Source organism: Methylobacterium sp. J-078, assembly GCF_022829285.1.
In the GTDB taxonomy this organism is placed as follows: Bacteria; Pseudomonadota; Alphaproteobacteria; order Rhizobiales; family Beijerinckiaceae; genus Methylobacterium.
This window is the reverse complement of the sequence record NZ_JAKSYI010000069.1, coordinates 181,751-197,520: the sequence shown is the minus strand read 5'-3', so window position 1 is coordinate 197,520 and position 15,770 is coordinate 181,751. Positions and strand designations below refer to the sequence as shown.

Here is a 15,770-nt window from a genome sequence, read left to right as displayed (position 1 = left end):
GCGTTACTTCTTACGGTTGTGACGGCTGGACAGGATGAAGACGTCGGTCCGCTTGTTCGAGCGGGTCTTCTTCCCCTTCGTGGGAACGCCCCAGGGCGTGACCGGGTTACGGCCGCCTGACGTACGTCCCTCGCCGCCGCCGTGCGGGTGGTCGACCGGGTTCATGGCAACGCCGCGCACGTGCGGGCGCTTGCCGAGCCAGCGGTTGCGGCCGGCCTTGCCGAGCGAGATGTTCATGTGGTCCGGGTTGGAGACCGCGCCGACGCTGGCGAAGCACTGACCGTGGACCAGGCGCTGCTCGCCCGAGTTCAGGCGGAGCGTGACGTAGCCCTGATCGCGCCCGACGATCTGGGCGTAGTTGCCGGCGGAGCGGGCGATCGCGCCACCCTTGCCGATCTTGAGCTCGACGTTGTGGACGATCGTGCCCACCGGCATGTTGCCGACCGGACCGGCATTGCCGGGCTTGATGTCGACCTGCTCGGCCGCGATCACCTTGTCGCCGGGCGACAGGCGCTGCGGAGCCAGGATGTAGCTCTGCGTGCCGTCGGGGAAGGCGATCAGCGCGATGAACGCGGTGCGGTTCGGATCGTATTCGATCCGCTCGACGGTGGCGGACACGCCCATCTGCTCGCGACGCTTGAAGTCGACGTTGCGGAGCGTGCGCTTGTGACCGCCGCCCCGGAAACGGACCGTGATGCGGCCGAGGTTGTTGCGGCCGCCGGACGACGACTTGCCCTCGGTGAGCTTCTTGACCGGCTTGCCCTTGTAGAGCTCACGGCGGTCGACGAGCACGAGCTGGCGAAGGCTCGGCGTGACCGGTTTGAATGTCTTCAAGGCCATCGGTGGTAATCCTTAACCCGACTTGTCTCAGAGGCCGGTCGTGACGTCGATCGTCTCACCCTCGGCGAGGGTCACGATCGCTTTCTTCACGTCCGAGCGCTGTCCGCGAAGCCCGCGGAAAATCTTCTTCTTGCCCTTGGTGACGAGCGTGTTCACGCCCGTGACCTTGACGTCGAACAGCTTCTCCACCGCTTCCTTGATCTGCGGCTTGGTCGCCTTCGGGGAAACCCGGAACACGACCTTGTTCTGTTCGGTGAGGTTCGTCGCCTTCTCGGTGATGACCGGGGAGACGATGATGTCGTAGTGGCGCGGATCGGCACTCATTGGAAACGCGCCTCCAGCGCATCGATCGCTGCGCGGGTCAGCACGAGCTTCTCGCGACGCAGGATGTCGTACACGTTGATGCCCTGGATCGGCAGCACGTCGATCTGCGGGATGTTGCGGGCGGCGCGTGCGAAGTTCACGTCCACCTCGGCACCGCCGATGATCAGGGCGCTGGACAGGCCCATCTTCTCGAAGCGCTCGACGAGCGCCTTGGTCTTGCCCTCGGCGAGCTTCACGTCGTCGACGATGATGAGGGTGGAATCCTTCACCTTCGCGGACAGGGCGTGCTTCAGGGCGAGCGCGCGAACCTTCTTGGGCAGGTCGTGGGCATGGCTGCGCACGACCGGACCGAAGGCACGTCCACCGCCGCGGAACTGCGGAGCGGAGGCGGCGCCGTGACGGGCGTTACCCGTGCCCTTCTGCTTGTAGAGCTTCTTGCGGGTGCGGTTCACGTCCGAGCGGTTCTTCACCGCGTGGGTGCCGGCCTGGCGCTTGGCCAGCTGCCAGCGCACCATGCGCTGAAGGAGGTCGACGCGGGGCTCGAGACCGAAGATGGTCTCGTTGAGGTCGACCGAACCGGCGCCCTCGCCGTCGAGGGTGGTGATATCGAGCTTCATCACGCGTTCTCCTCGGAAGCGGGAGCCTCGGGAGCCGGCGCTTCGGTAGCCGGGGCGGAAGCGCCCTGCTCACGGAACTTGCCAGGCTGCGGAACGTCCGCGGGGAGCTTGCGCTTCACCGCGTCGCGGATCTGGATCCAGCCGCCGGCAACGCCCGGAACGGCGCCCTCGACGAGGATGAGGCCACGCTCAGGATCCGTGCGCACGACGCGCAGGTTCTGGGTGGTGACCCGGTCGACGCCCATGTGACCGGGCATCTTCTTGTTCTTGAAGGTCTTGCCCGGGTCCTGGCGGCCACCGGTCGAACCGATCGAGCGGTGCGAGATGGACACGCCGTGGGTGGCGCGAAGACCGCCGAAGTTCCAGCGCTTCATGCCGCCGGCGAAGCCCTTACCCGTGGTGGTGCCCGTCACGTCGACGAACTGGCCCGGGATGAAGTGATCGGCGGTGATTTCCGCGCCGACCGGGATCAGCTTGTCTTCCGACACGCGGAACTCGGCGAGCTTCTGCTTGGGCTCGACCTTGGCGACCGCGAACCGGCCGCGCTCGGCAGCCGACACGTTCTTCACCTTGGCCTTGCCGACGCCGACCTGAAGGGCGACGTAGCCGTTCTTCTCGACGGTACGGTGGGCAACCACCTGACATTGATCGATTTTGAGCACGGTGACGGGGACATGTTCGCCTGCATCCGTAAAGATGCGGGTCATGCCGACCTTCTGTGCGATGACGCCTGAGCGCATAGGTGTCTCCCTCGCGCGATTCTACGGTAAGCTCTAAATCCCGGCGGGACTCAGAGCTTGATCTCCACGTCCACGCCGGCGGCGAGGTCGAGCTTCATCAGCGCGTCCACGGTCTGCGGCGTCGGATCGACGATATCGAGGACGCGCTTGTGGGTGCGCATCTCGAACTGCTCACGCGACTTCTTGTCGATGTGCGGCGAGCGGTTGACGGTGAACTTCTCGATATGCGTCGGCAGCGGGATCGGGCCACGGATGGTGGCGCCGGTGCGCTTGGCCGTCGAGACGATCTCGCGGGTCGACGCATCGAGGATGCGATGGTCGAACGCCTTGAGGCGGATGCGAATATTCTGACCGTTCATGACCTGAAACCTTGGCGGGGCGAGGGAGGGGCGGGCGCGAGGACCCGCCCCTCAATCGTTCCCTGCAGATTGACCGTTTGGACGGACGATTACTCGTTGATGGCGGCGACGACGCCGGGTCGCGCGCCTGCAGATAGAGTGGGCGGCTCGCCAGGGGTTCGGCCGGCCCCGTCCTCTCGGGGTGTGCCGGGGGGCCAGGGAAGGTGCTGGTACGGTTCGCCATCGGCAACTCATGTATATGACATATGACCGTTGACAGCGGTCGCGACGAGGCTATCGTGGCCCTCGGCACCGGACCAGAGAATTCGGGCCTACGCAGGAGGAACACATGGCGCTCGGGCGTCTCATCCGGCTCTGCGGAGCCGCGGCCCTGGTCTCGGCGACCCTACTGACTGCCTCGGGCGCCGCCCAGGCGGAGGCCTCGATGGTGCGCCTCGCCAAGCAGTTCGGCATCTCCTACCTGCCGCTCACCGTGATGGAGGAGGAGAAGCTCCTCGAGAAACACGCCCGCCAGCAGGGCCTTGAACTGAAGACCGAGTGGCTGCGCTTCACCGGCGGCTCCGGCATGAACGAGGCCCTGTTGTCGGGAAACCTCGATTTCGCCGCCGGTGGGGTCGGACCGATGCTGACGATCTGGGGGCGCACCCGGGGCAACCTGCAGGTCAAGGGCGTGGCGGCCCTGAACGCCATGCCGCTCTGGCTGGTGAGCGTGAATCCGGCAGTCAAGTCGATCAAGGACTTCACCGAGAAGGACAAGATCGCCCTGCCGACGGTGAAGAGTTCGATCCAGGCCATCACCCTGCAGATGGCCGCCGAGAAGGCCTTCGGCCCCGGCCAGCAAGGAAAGCTCGATCCGCTGACGGTCTCGATGGGCCATCCCGACGCGCAGACGGCGATGCTCGGCGGTCGCTCGGAGATCACCGCGCATTTCGGCTCGCCGCCGTTCCAGGAAATGGAGCTGAAGGACTCGCGCGCCCGCAAGGTGCTCGACAGCTACGACGTGCTGGGCGGCCCCCACACCTTCAACCTCGTCTGGGCGAGCAACCGCTTCGTCACGGCCAACCCGAAGATCGTCGCGGCTTTCCGGGGCGCCCTCGATGAGAGCTTGGCGCTGATCAAGGCGGAGCCCGCCAAGGTGGCGGCCCTGTGGATCAAGGCGGAGAATGCCCGGCTGACCGAGGCAGAGGCGATCGAGATCATCCGCGCGCCGCAGACCCAGTGGACCAGCGCGCCCTTGAACATGCTGGCCTATCTCGACTACATGAACCGCGCCGGCCTCGTGCCTGCCAAGGCCACGGATCAGGGCGAGCTGTTCTTTCCCGGCGCCGCCGCCAAGGCGGAGCGCTGAGGCATGAACGCCCCGGTTCCCACCGCGTCCCTGGCCGATCCCACGATCGAAGCCGCGCCGTACGCGACACTGACGGTGCGCATCCGGCGGGACGATGGATTCCAGGCCTTCACCGTGGCGCGGCGCCCGGCCCAGACCGTCCTCGACGTGGTCACCGAGATCCAGCGCGAGCAGGACCCGACCCTGGCCTACCGCTTCGCCTGCCGGGTCGGCATGTGCGGCTCCTGCGCCATGACGGTGAACGGCCGCCCGCGCTGGACCTGCCGCACCCGGGTCGCGGCGGTGGCGGAGAACGACGGCCTGACCCTGGAACCCCTGCGCAACCTACCGGTGGTCAAGGATCTGGCCGTCGACATGGAGCCGTTCTTCCAGAAATGGACGGCCGCCCACGGCGCCTTCGAGCCGGGCGCCGCGCCGCTCGACGACTTCGCGGTGGTTGCCCCGGATTCGCCCGAGCGTCGCGCGGTGGATGCCGGCATCGAGTGCATCAATTGCGGCGTCTGCTACGCCGCCTGCGACGTGGTCACCTGGAACCCCGACTATCTCGGGCCGGCCGCCCTCAACCGGGCCTGGACCCTGGTCAACGACGTCCGCGACCGAGGGCAGGACGCGCGGCTGGAGGCCGTGTCCGGGGATGGGGGCTGCCAGTCCTGCCACACCCACATGAGCTGCACGGAACATTGTCCGAAGGCTCTGGCGCCGACCTTCGCCATCGCGGGCCTGAAGCGCGCCACCTCCCGGTCCGCCCTGAAGCGCTTCGGCGCGCGGCACTTCCGGAGGTCGGCATGAGCCCGCTCCTCTACGTGGCCCAGCGCGGCACCGCGGTGATCCTCGCGGTGGCGGTGGCGGTGCATCTCGGCACGATCCTGTACGCCGTGCGCGGCGGCCTGACCGCCGGCGAGATCCTGGGCCGGACGCAGGGCAACCTGGCCTTCTTCGTGTTCTACAACGTCTTCGTCGTGGCGGCGGCGATCCACGCGCCCATCGGTCTGCGCAGCATCCTGCGCGAGTGGACGCCCTGGCGCGGACGCTCCCTCGACGGGGCGATGCTCGCCGTCGCGGCCCTCCTCCTCGTCCTCGGCCTGCACGCCGCCCTCGCGGTGTACGTCGCATGAGCGCCGGGACGCAGACCGCCCTCCCCCGGCGTGGCGCCCTCCAGGCGGCCCGTCTGCGCGCGGGCTTCGCCGCCGCTTTGCTGCATCGCCTCTCGGGGGTCGCCCTGGCCCTGTTCCTGCCGATGCACTTCATCGCCCTCGGGACTGCGCTTCAGGGAGCAGATCGTTTCGAGAGCTTCCTCGGGCTGACCCATAACGGCTTCGTGCGCATGGCCGAATGGGGCCTCGTCAGCGCGCTCGCCCTGCACCTCGTCCTCGGGTTGCGCGTGCTCGCCCTCGAGTGGTTCGCCACCCACGAGCATACGGCACTCATCGTCTCGGTCTGCGTGGCGGTCAGCCTGGCTGTGGGGCTCCTGTTCCTCCTCGGCGGCGCCTGACTCCGCCCGGACGCAACGCCCTCCAACCCTCATTCAAGGAGACCGGCATGGACCTCGACCTCACCGAAGTCGAAGTGGTGTGCAGGGACCTCTACGTCCGCGCCCTGAAGCTGCTGCCCCCGGACATCAAGGCGGGCTTTGCCGATCTCGCGCGGGAGGAGACCAGCGCCACCGGCCGGGCGATCCTCGGCACCATGGTCGAGAACATCGCGGTGGCCGAGCGCACCAAGAACATCCTGTGCCAGGACACCGGCATCCCGATCTACAACGTGACGATCGGGCGCGACGTGCGCTTCGACGGCGCCGACCTCAAGGCCGCCATCCGGTGCGGCTGCGCCCGCGCCACCACCGAGCACTCCCTGCGCTCCTCGGTGGTCCACCCGATCACGCGTGTGAACGAGCAGACCTCCTGCGGCATCCGCGTGCCGATCATCCACGTGGATTTCGACGATCGGCCCGAGACCGTGTCGGTCGAGATGATTCCGAAGGGCTCGGGCTCGGAGAACGGCTCGTTTCTTCAGATGCTCCTGCCCTCCGACGGCATCAACGCGGTCAAGCGCTTCGTCATCGACCGGGTGATCGAACTCGGCGGCCGCGTCTGCCCGCCGACCATCGTGGGCGTCGGCATCGGCGGCACCTCGGACCTGTGCATGCACCTCGCCAAGGTGGCGGCCACGCGCAAGCTGCGCTCGGCCTGCTCCGACCCGGAGGGCGCCCGGATCGAGGCGGAGCTGTCGCGCGCCGTCAACGAGCTCGGCATCGGCCCCCAGGGACTCGGCGGGCGCTCCACCAGCTTCGCCGTCCATGTGGAGATCGCCGCGACGCACATCACCCAGAACCCGGTGGCGGTGAACATCCAGTGCCACTCGGCCCGCCGGGCCAAGGCGACCTTCACCCCCGGCGGTATCGCCTTCGACTGATCCGAACGCCGTATCGACGCCACCGCCGGGAGGGCCGCGCCATGCACCACGTTCTCGACATGCCGATCGACGCGGCGCAGGTCCGCGCCCTGAAGGTCGGCGACACCGTCACCCTGCGGAAAACCCTGTTCGGCATCCGCGACGCCACCCTGATCCACATGTTTGACCGGGAGCGCCGGACGCATCTCGATCTGACCGGCCACGCCGTGATCCACACCGCGCCCAACGTCCACCGGGTGCCGGTCTCGGCGGACGCCCCCGTCGGCTACGCGCCGTTCTGCATCGGCACCACCACCTCCATGCGGATGGAGCGCTTCACCGACGCGCTGATGCGCCGCGAGGGCGTGCGCCTCATCGTCGGCAAGGGCGGCATGGGCCCCCTCACCCTCGCGGCCTTCGCCGAGCACGGCGGCGCCTACCTCGCCATCGTCGGCGGCGCCGCTGCCCTGGAGACCACCTGGATCGAGCGGATCGAGGACATCGACCTCGACGACCTCCACCCCGAGAGCCTGTGGAAGTTCGCGATCCACGATTTCGGCCCGCTCCTCGTCGGCATGGATTCTCACGGCGGTTCGCTCTTCGCCGACGTCCAGCGCGACGTCGCCAGCCGGCGCGACGCCATCATCGAGAGCCTGGGAGCCGTCTGATGCACGCCAGCCTGACGATGGTCGAGACGGACATCCTGATCCTCGGCTCCGGCGGGGCGGGCCTGTTCGCGGCCCTCCACGCCAAGAAGACCGCGCCCGAGCTCGAGGTCACCATCGCGGTCAAGGGATTGCTCGGCAAGTGCGGCTGCACCCGCATGGTCCAGGGCGGCTACAACGTTGCCCTCGCCCCGGGCGATTCGGTCGAGCGCCACTTCATGGACACGATCGAGGGCGGCAAGTGGCTCAACAACCAGGAGCTGGCCTGGACCCTGGTCACGGAGGCGCAGGTCCGCATCCGCGAGCTGGAAACAGAGCTCGGCTGTTTCTTCGACCGCAACCCCGACGGCAGCGTCCACCAGAAGGCCTTCGCCGGCCAGACCTTCGACCGCACCGTGCACAAGGGCGACCTCACCGGTATCGAGATCGTCAACCGCCTGTCCGAGCAGGTCTGGCGCCGCGACGTCCGGCGCCTGGAGGATCACCGCGCCCTCGAATTGATTCCGGCCGCCGACGGAAGCGGCCTCGCCGGCGTGCTGATGGTCGACATGCGGACCGGGATCCCGGTCCTGGTCCGCGCCAGGGCGACCCTGCTCGCCACGGGCGGCGGCCCGACGATGTACAAGTTCCACACGCCCTCGGGCGATAAGACCTGCGACGGGCTCGCCATGGCGCTCCGCGTCGGGCTCCCCTTGCGCGACATGGAGATGGTCCAGTTCCATCCCACCGGCCTGCTGGCGGGGGCCGGCACCCGGATGACCGGCACGGTACTGGAGGAGGGCCTGCGGGGCGCGGGCGGCTACCTGCTCGATGCCTCGGGCGAGCGCTTCATGCACCACTACGACCCGCGCGCGGAGCGGGCGACGCGCGACGTGGTGAGCCGCTCGATCATGCGGCGCATCCGCGAGGGCCACGCCACCCCGCATGGCGGGGTCTACATCCAGATGAGCCATCTCGGACCCGAGGACGTGCGGCGCAAGTTCAAGGGCATGGTCGAGCGCTGCGCCGATTGCGGCTTCGACCTCGCCGGGGGCCGGGTCGAGGTCATCCCCACCGCCCATTACATGATGGGCGGCGTCGCCTTCCGCCCCGGATGCGGCACCGAGCTGCCGCGCCTCTACGCGGCCGGGGAGGATACCGGCGGGGTGCACGGGGCCAACCGCCTCGGCGGCAACGGCGTCGCCAACTCGACGGTGTTCGGAGGGCTCGCCGGCGCCGCCATGGCCCGCGACATTCGGGGTGTGAGGCATCTGGCCGAGCCCGATCCTCACGCGGTGGAGGCGGGGCTCGCCCGCGCCTACGGCCCCCTGGGGCGCCCGGCCGGGGACCTCGGAGCGATCCGGGAGGCCCTCTACGCGAGCATGTGGGACGATGTCGGCATCCTGCGCGACGCGGCCGGGCTGGCGCGGGCCGGCGAGCGCCTCGACGCCCTCGCGGCTGCGGTGACGGAGGCGGGCATCCCCGACGGCGACCGCCGCTACAACCTCACCTGGATGGACCGGCTCAACCTCGAGAACCTCGTCCTCGTCAGCCGGTCGATCCAGGCCGCGGCGCTGGCCCGCACCGACAGCCGCGGAGCGCATTTCCGCGAGGACTTCCCCGACGCTTCGGATCTCGCCACCTCGCACTACACCGTGGTGCGCCAGGGAGCGGACGGCCTCGACGTCTCCCTGGAGCCCGTCGCCTTCACGCATGTGCGGCCCGGCGAATCCCTCCTCGACGCGGCGGCCTGAGGCCGCTTTCCCCCTACGCCGGATCTTGAGGGACGAACGCCATGGGCCAGCCGCGCGGAGCCGACATCGTCGTCGAGACCCTGGAGCGCCTCGGCGTCCGCCGCATCTTCACCCTGTCGGGCAACCACATCATGCCGATCTTCGATGCCCTGCTGGGCACGAACATCGCGGTGGTGCATGTCCGCCAGGAGGCCGCCTGCGTGCACATGGCCGATGCCTGGGGGCGCCTGACCGGCGAGGTCGGAGTCGCCCTGGTCACCGGCGGCCAGGGGCAGACGAACGGCGCCGCCGCCCTGTTCACGGCGCTCGCCGCCGAAAGCCCGGTCCTCCTCCTCTCCGGCCATGCCGGCCTGTCCGAAATCGGGCGCGGCGCGTTCCAGGAACTCGCCCAGGCCGACATCGCCCGCCCGATGACCAAAGCCTCGTGGACAGCCGCCTCCGTCGAGACGCTCGCCGACGACGTCGCCCGGGCCATGCGCCTCGCCCGGGAGGGCCGGCCGGGGCCCGTCCACTTGAGCCTCCCGGTCGATCTCCTGGAGGCGCCCGCTTCGGCCGTACCGTCGCCTCCTCCCGACGCCACGCCGCGGATCGAAGAGCCCGGCGCCAACCTCGTCGAGGCCGTGGCGGTGGAGCTCGGCCGGGCGCGGCGCCCTCTGATCCTGTGCGGCCCGGTCGCCTGCGGCACCGAGGGCCGCGCCCGGATGCCTGCGCTGGAGGCGGCCTCGGGCGTGCCCGTCCTCGGCATGGAGAGCCCGCGCGGCCTCAACGATCCGAGCCTCGGCGCCTTCGCCGAGGTGCTGGCCCAGGCCGACTGCCTCGTGCTCGTCGGCAAGCCCCTCGACTTCACCCTGAAGTTCGGCGAGGCGCCTGCGGTGGCGCCGGACTGCCGCTTCGTCATCGTCGACCCCGATCCCGCGCTTGCCGCGCGGGTCGATCCGGCCCGCCTCTCGGTCTCGGGCACGGCCGATGCACTGCCGACACTCGCGGCCCTCGCCCGATACTTCGACACCCGCCGCCCTGGCGACCGGACCGACTGGCACGCCGCCGTGCGGGCGGCGGTGGCATACCGCCCCCCGGACTGGGATGATCGGCGCGGCGCGGAGGGCCGCCTCCACCCGGTCGAGCTGTGCCGCGGCGTCGCCGCCTTCCTCGACCAGCATCCCGGTGGCACCCTGATCTGTGACGGCGGCGAGATCGGACAATGGCCCCAGGCCCTGGTGCAGGCGTCCCGACGTCTCATCAACGGTGTCTCGGGCACCATCGGCGCGTCGCTGCCCTTCGCCCTGGCGGCCCGGCTCCACGACCCAGCGGTACCCATCGTGGCGATCCTGGGGGACGGCACCTTCGGCTTCCACATGGCCGAGTTCGACACCGCCGTGCGCTACGGCCTGCCCTTCATCGCGGTGGTGGGCAACGACGCCCGCTGGAACGCCGAGTACCAGATCCAGCTCCGCAACTACGGGCCGGAGCGGGCGCGCCACTGCGACCTGCTGAGTTCGCGCTACGATCGTGTCGTGACGGCGCTCGGCGGCCACGGCGCCCTCGTCACCCGGGCCGAGGATCTGCCGCAGGCCCTGGAGGAGGCCCATGCCAGCGGCCTCCCGGCCTGCCTCAACGTGCTGATCGAGAGCGTGCCGGCCCCCGTCATCCGCCGGCCGAAAGCGGGCTGACTGCACATCCCCACCACGGTTTCGACCCAGGGAGGTTCACATGCGCCGACGCGACGTTCTGGCCGGGGGGCTGCTCGGCGCGGGCCTGCCCCTCCTCGGCGGCCTGCGGCCCGCACGCGCCGAGGTGCAGGAGGTCGTCGTCGCGCGCCAGCCGAGCCTGGGGCACTTGCCGTTGATGATCATGGAAGAACAGGGTCTGCTCCGGAAGCACGCGGCGGCGAAGGGCCTGCCCGGCCTCGGCGCCCGCTTCGTCACTCTCGCGGGCGGGGCTGCGATGAACGACGCGCTCCTGTCCGGCTCGGTCCAGTTCGTGGCCGGTGGCGTGCCGCCCCTCGTCCTGCTCTGGTCGAAGACCGATGGGACCGGCATGGCGGTGAAGGGTGTGGCGGCGATGAACGCCATGCCGCTCCTCATGAACACGAACGTGGACCGCATTCGGTCGCTCGCCGATTTCACCGACCGGGATAAGATCGCCCTGCCCGCCGTGAAGGTCTCGGTCCAGGCCATGTTCCTGCAGATGGCGGCCGAGAAGGAACTCGGGGAGGCCCGGCGGAACGATCTCGACCGCCTGACCGTGACCCTGTCGCATCCGGACGGCATGGCGGCCCTCCTGGCGGGCCAGGAGGTGAGCGCGCATTTCACCGCCGCGCCGATCCAGGAACTGGAGCTGCGCCGGCCCGGCATCCGGACGATCCTGAACACCTTCGACGTGCTCGGCGGTCCCTCGACCTTCAACGTGGTCTGGGCTTCCGCCGCCTTCGTGGAGGCCAATCCGACCGTCCACGCCGCCTTCATGGCGGCCCTGGAGGAGGCGGTCGCGTCCATCGCGGGCGATCCGAAAGCCGCCGCGCAGGCCTATGCGCGTCTCGCTCGCGACGGGTCGGATGTGGGCCTGATCGCATCGATCCTCGCCTCGCCGCAGGTCGCCTTCACGACGACGCCCCAGGCGATCCTGCGCTACGTCGACTTCATGGCCCGCACGAAGGCGATCCGGCGCGGCGCCAAGGATTGGCGCGAGTTGTTCTTTGCCAACGTCCACGGCAAGCCCGGAAGCTGAGGCACCTGCCGGGTCCTCGGGGCGATCCGCCGGAACGGTTCACAGGCTCGACGGCATCGGGTGGCTCCCCTCGCCGCCGAGCGGGTGCGGTCCCTATTCCATCGTCGGCGCTAGCTTCTTGACGCTCTCCACGTCCTCGCCGAGCCAGGCCGCGTTCTTGGCCGTGCCGTCGAAGGTCGCGGAGGTCTTGAACAGCTCGTACTTGCCTTCTAGAGCGTAGGGTTTACTGCGCTCCAGCAACGCGGCGACCTTCGCCTTGTCCATGGGCACAAAGGTCTTCACCGCCTCGAAGGCCTGATCGAGGTCGCGCTGGCTCTCGATGCCGGTGATCACCACGCTGGTCGGCAGGTTCAGGCAGAAGTGCAGGTATTCGAGCGGCTTGATTGGTGCGTCGCTCTTCAGGATGACGCCGTCGCCGAAGGTCTTCATGCCGAGCGCCGCGATGCCGTGCTGGACCAGATAGGGCAGCACGAGGTGCCCGAACGAGCGGAAATGCGCGTCCATGACGTTGAGCGGCATCTGCACGGAGTCGAAGTGGAAGCCGCGCTCCTCGGCGACGTCCAGCATCTGCAGGTGGATGCGCGGGTCCTTGTGCCCGGTGAAGCCGATGTAGCGCAGCTTGCCGGCCTGCTTGGCCTCGACGAAGGCCTCCATGGCGCCACCCTCGGCGAAGACCCGGTCGGGGTCGTCGAAGCGCAGGATCTCGTGGTGCTGCACGAGGTCGATGCGGTCGGTGCGCAGGCGCTTCAGGGATTCGTCGATCTGACGCATCGCCTCCTGCTTGGTGCGCCCGTCCATCTTGGACATCAGGAAGACCTTGTCGCGGTAGCCGCCCTGCGAGAGGGCGACGCCCATGCGCAGCTCCGAGCGCCCGCCGTTATAGTCCCAGCAATTGTCCATGAAGGTGATGCCGCGATCGATGCCGGCGTGGATGAGGCGTGTCGCCTCGTCGTCCGAAACCGCGTTCTTGCCGAGGTGGAAACCGCCCATGCCGATCGCCGAGATCTTCTCGGCGTGGCGCCCGAAGGCGCGGTAGAGCATCTCGCCGCGCCGTTCGCCGGGATCGGTGACCAGGGGCAGGTCGGCCGGGTCCTTCGGACGGGTGTTGGGCAGGCCGGGCGCGGTCACGGCCGCACCCGCCGGTGCGGTCGCGGCGAGGCCGGCGCCGAGTGCGGCGCCCTGGAGGAAGCTGCGGCGTTCCATGGTCGGTCTCCGTGTCGAACGAGGGCGATATCCGGGTGGGTCGGCATCTCAGACCTCCACGGCGGCGAGGGTGCGGGCGGCGTGGAGCCAGCGCAGGGCGGCGCAGGCCGCGCCGTAGCCGTTGTCGATGTTGACGACCGTGATGCCGGGTACGCAGCTCGCCAGGATGGCGTCGAGGGCCGTGCGACCGCCCTCCGCGACGCCGTAACCGACGGAGGTCGGCACCGCGACCAGCGCGCTCGACACGAGGCCGCCGACGACGCTGGGCAGCGCGGCGTCCATGCCGGCGGCCACGATGAGGATCGGGTGCGCGCGGATCTCGTCCAGGCGTCGGGTCAGCCGCCAGAGGCCCGCCACGCCGACATCGGCGAAGAGCGTGCTGGCGACCCCCTGGTAGGCCAGCGTGCGCTCCGCCTCCCGCGCCACGGGAATGTCCGAGGTGCCGGCCGCCACGATGCCGATGCGGGCGGGGCCGGCGACCGCGCGTCGCGGACCGAACATCGCCGTGCGCGAGACGGCGCAGTAGTCGATCCGCGCCCGATGCGCCATCGCGAGCGCCACGTGCTTGTTCGGATCGAGGCGCGTCAGCAGCAGGGACGCGTCCCGCGCCGCCGCGGAATCCAGGATCGCGTCGATCTGTTCGACCGACTTGCCGGTGGCGTAGATCGCCTCTTCCAGGCCGATCCGTTCCGGGCGCGCGAAGTCGAGCACGAACTCCTCCGCGATGCTCATGATGCGCTCCCGGTCAGGAAGGCGCTTCCGGTGCGGTAGGGCATGAAGCGCACGGGGGCGTCCGGCAAACCCGCCGGGTGCTCGGCACCGATGCGCGCCGCGAGGACCGCGCGCGCCCCGGCATCGAGCCGTTCGAGGCTGTTCGGATCGAGTTCGACCACGATGCCGGCGGCTCGGACGCGGCAGCGCACCGCCCGCCTTGGGTCCATCCCGGTGCCGAGGGCCGCCCCCACCAGGGTTTCCACCCGGTGGATGAAGGCCAGGGTCTCGGGCTCGATCCGTATGCCGGTCTCGACTCGGCTCGACAGGCAGGGCGCCGCCGGCAGATCCGAGACTGCGCCGAGACCGAGATCCCGCGCGAGGGCCCGCACCGCCGCCTTGTCGAATCCGGCCTCGATGTAGGGATGGCGAACGCCGTACTCCCGGGCGGCGTCGAGGCCGGGGCGATACTCGCCGAGGTCGTCGAGGTTCGCGCCGGAGACCATGGGGCGGTCCGTCACGCTCCGGATCGTGCCGTAGAGGTTGGTCTTGCAGAAGAAGCAGCGGTTCACCGGGTTCGCCCGGTAGTTCGGATCGGCGAACTCGCCGGCCTCCACCACGCGGAGGGACCAGCCGCTGCGATCCGCTTCCGCGCGCACGCGCTCGGTCGCCTCCCCCGGCACCGCGGGCGAGGCTGCGTGCACCATCAGCGCGCCCTCGCGGCCGAGGACGCGGTGCGCCATCGCGGCCAGGGTGAGGCTGTCGACGCCGCCGCTCACCGCGACGGCGAGGGGCCCGATTTCGCCGAGCACGGCCCCGAGCTGATCGCGCGACGCGGCGCTCATGCCTCGTCCTCCGAGCCGCGCAGGGCAATTCCCTCGGCCGCCCGGCGCAGGGAGGCCCGCGCGGCGTGGCTCTCGCCGGCCAGGGCATCGTCGGATTCCGCCTTCGCGGTCGCTCCGCCCGGCCGGTCCACCACCTTCACGCGCACCGGCTGGCCCTCGACCGTGACGGTCAGCGACCGGCGCGGCAGGGCGGCGCCCGAAACGACATGGTGGCGCAAACCGATGGTGGTCGTCTCGGTGAAGCAGGCCGCGATCGCGGATTCGAGGGCGCTGGCCCGGGCGAGCGCGCGGACATGAGTCATCATGCGGCCCTTCTTGCCGAAGACGGGCATCTGCACGACGTCGAAGATGTCGGGATGCGTACGCAGGCGGTCGAGCCCCATGGCGAGTTCCTCGGCGGACTGATCGTCCACCTCGAATTCGATGATCCCGAGTTCGCGGTGCTCGGACTGCTTTCCGGCCGCCGGGGCCTCCGCGTAGGCCAGCACACGCAGGCAGTTCGCGATGCCGGGCAGCGTCTTGCTGCCGAAGCCGATGCCGGTGGCCGCGAGCGTGCGCGGGGCCGCCGGCGCGGGCGGGGCGTGATCGCGCAGGTGGCGCAGGATCGCGGCGCCGGTCGGAGTCACGCGCTCCCCCGGGATGCCGTCGTCGAGGGTGGTGAAACCCTCCAGAAGGAGGGTGGTGGCCGGGGCCGGTACCGGCAGCGGCCCGTGCTGCGTCCGTACCCGGCCCGACCCGAGCGGCAGGGCCGATACACTCGCCGCCGTGATCTCGAGATGCGCGATCAGGTGCGCCGCCGCCACGATGTCGGCGATCGAATCCCAGGCGCCGACCTCGTGGAAAGCCACCGCGTCCACCGCGATGCCGTGAACCCGGGCTTCGGCCTGGGCCAGGTGCGTGAAGATGCCGATGGCGTGGACCCGGACGGCGGACGCAAGGGGCGCCCGCTCCAACACGGCGCGGATCTGCGACCAGTGCCGATGCGCGTGGGTATTCGTGTGATCGTGCGCGTGATCATGCTCATGATGATGCGCCGTCCGATCCGACGCACCCGACCGGGCCACGACGAAGCGGCGCCCCGCCAGAATCCCGTCATTGTGGCGGATGCACTCGCAGGAGACCTCCGGCAAGGCCGCCCGGATGCTCGCGAGCACCCCGGCCTCAAGCTCGGGAAAGGCGTCGAGGAGGGAGGCGGCGAACATATCGCCGGCGACACCGCCGAGGGCGTCGAGATGAATCTGCATGCGGTCTGGCGTTCACGGTCCGT

Annotated in this window: 18 protein-coding genes; 9 read left to right on the top strand and 9 right to left on the bottom strand. The window is 69.8% G+C overall.

What is annotated here, in order from left to right; translation table 11 throughout:
• Positions 1–3: 3 nt before the first annotated feature.
• The 5 genes from rplB to rpsJ are packed head-to-tail and all read right to left on the bottom strand — an operon-like array spanning position 4 to position 2,880.
• Entirely contained in the window at positions 4–840 is an 837-nt protein-coding gene (gene rplB / locus MKK58_RS11735; protein WP_055949274.1) for a 50S ribosomal protein L2, read from the bottom strand.
• Positions 841–867: 27 nt separating this feature from the next.
• Positions 868–1,164 (bottom strand): 50S ribosomal protein L23, encoded by a 297-nt coding sequence (locus MKK58_RS11730; RefSeq protein ID WP_018044227.1) that lies wholly within the window; start codon positions 1,162–1,164, stop codon positions 868–870.
• A complete protein-coding gene (gene rplD / locus MKK58_RS11725; protein WP_238280536.1) occupies positions 1,161–1,781 on the bottom strand; it encodes a 50S ribosomal protein L4 in 621 nt (206 codons plus the stop codon). Before rplD ends, MKK58_RS11730 begins: the two co-directional genes overlap by 4 nt.
• The gene (rplC, locus tag MKK58_RS11720) at positions 1,781–2,521 is read right to left on the bottom strand and encodes a 50S ribosomal protein L3 (RefSeq protein ID WP_055949264.1); all 741 of its coding nucleotides are present in this window, start codon (positions 2,519–2,521) and stop codon (positions 1,781–1,783) included. The genes rplD and rplC overlap by 1 nt, the downstream gene beginning before the upstream one ends.
• 50 nt (positions 2,522–2,571) lie before the next feature.
• Positions 2,572–2,880: a 30S ribosomal protein S10 gene (gene rpsJ, locus MKK58_RS11715; RefSeq protein WP_018044230.1), complete on the bottom strand. Its 309-nt coding sequence runs from the start codon at positions 2,878–2,880 to the stop codon at positions 2,572–2,574.
• Between the two features lie 328 nt (positions 2,881–3,208).
• Between rpsJ and MKK58_RS11710 the strand changes: the two genes are divergently transcribed.
• From MKK58_RS11710 to MKK58_RS11670, 9 genes are read left to right on the top strand one after another with little or no spacing between them, the layout of a single operon-like run.
• Positions 3,209–4,228 (top strand): ABC transporter substrate-binding protein, encoded by a 1,020-nt coding sequence (locus MKK58_RS11710; protein WP_243912235.1) that lies wholly within the window; start codon positions 3,209–3,211, stop codon positions 4,226–4,228.
• Positions 4,229–4,231: 3 nt separating this feature from the next.
• The gene (locus MKK58_RS11705; protein WP_243912234.1) at positions 4,232–5,017 is read left to right on the top strand and encodes a succinate dehydrogenase/fumarate reductase iron-sulfur subunit; all 786 of its coding nucleotides are present in this window, start codon (positions 4,232–4,234) and stop codon (positions 5,015–5,017) included.
• Entirely contained in the window at positions 5,014–5,343 is a 330-nt protein-coding gene (locus MKK58_RS11700; protein ID WP_243912233.1) for a succinate dehydrogenase, read from the top strand. Before MKK58_RS11705 ends, MKK58_RS11700 begins: the two co-directional genes overlap by 4 nt.
• On the top strand, positions 5,340–5,720 hold the full coding sequence (gene sdhC / locus MKK58_RS11695; RefSeq protein WP_243912232.1) for a succinate dehydrogenase, cytochrome b556 subunit: 381 nt from the start codon (positions 5,340–5,342) through the stop codon (positions 5,718–5,720). Before MKK58_RS11700 ends, sdhC begins: the two co-directional genes overlap by 4 nt.
• 47 nt (positions 5,721–5,767) lie before the next feature.
• Positions 5,768–6,640, top strand: a complete 873-nt coding sequence (locus MKK58_RS11690; RefSeq protein ID WP_243912231.1) for a fumarate hydratase — start codon at positions 5,768–5,770, stop codon at positions 6,638–6,640.
• A 41-nt stretch (positions 6,641–6,681) separates the two neighbouring features.
• Complete coding sequence (locus MKK58_RS11685; protein WP_243912230.1) at positions 6,682–7,287, top strand: fumarate hydratase C-terminal domain-containing protein; 606 nt, start codon at positions 6,682–6,684, stop codon at positions 7,285–7,287.
• On the top strand, positions 7,287–9,017 hold the full coding sequence (locus MKK58_RS11680; protein ID WP_243912229.1) for an L-aspartate oxidase: 1,731 nt from the start codon (positions 7,287–7,289) through the stop codon (positions 9,015–9,017). The genes MKK58_RS11685 and MKK58_RS11680 overlap by 1 nt, the downstream gene beginning before the upstream one ends.
• A gap of 41 nt (positions 9,018–9,058) precedes the next feature.
• On the top strand, positions 9,059–10,687 hold the full coding sequence (locus MKK58_RS11675) for a thiamine pyrophosphate-binding protein (protein ID WP_243912228.1): 1,629 nt from the start codon (positions 9,059–9,061) through the stop codon (positions 10,685–10,687).
• Between the two features lie 40 nt (positions 10,688–10,727).
• Complete coding sequence (locus tag MKK58_RS11670; RefSeq protein ID WP_243912227.1) at positions 10,728–11,744, top strand: ABC transporter substrate-binding protein; 1,017 nt, start codon at positions 10,728–10,730, stop codon at positions 11,742–11,744.
• Between the two features lie 93 nt (positions 11,745–11,837).
• On the opposite strand, the gene MKK58_RS11665 is transcribed toward MKK58_RS11670, so the two are convergent.
• Genes MKK58_RS11665 through MKK58_RS11650 form a run of 4 tightly spaced genes read right to left on the bottom strand, consistent with a single transcriptional unit; the run spans position 11,838 to position 15,747 of the window.
• A complete protein-coding gene (locus MKK58_RS11665; protein WP_243912226.1) occupies positions 11,838–12,947 on the bottom strand; it encodes an aldo/keto reductase in 1,110 nt (369 codons plus the stop codon).
• Between the two features lie 48 nt (positions 12,948–12,995).
• On the bottom strand, positions 12,996–13,679 hold the full coding sequence (gene larB, locus MKK58_RS11660; RefSeq protein ID WP_243912225.1) for a nickel pincer cofactor biosynthesis protein LarB: 684 nt from the start codon (positions 13,677–13,679) through the stop codon (positions 12,996–12,998).
• Complete coding sequence (locus MKK58_RS11655) at positions 13,676–14,503, bottom strand: adenine nucleotide alpha hydrolase (RefSeq protein WP_243912224.1); 828 nt, start codon at positions 14,501–14,503, stop codon at positions 13,676–13,678. Before MKK58_RS11655 ends, larB begins: the two co-directional genes overlap by 4 nt.
• Complete coding sequence (locus MKK58_RS11650; protein WP_243912223.1) at positions 14,500–15,747, bottom strand: LarC family nickel insertion protein; 1,248 nt, start codon at positions 15,745–15,747, stop codon at positions 14,500–14,502. Before MKK58_RS11650 ends, MKK58_RS11655 begins: the two co-directional genes overlap by 4 nt.
• Between the last annotated feature and the right edge of the window lie 23 nt (positions 15,748–15,770).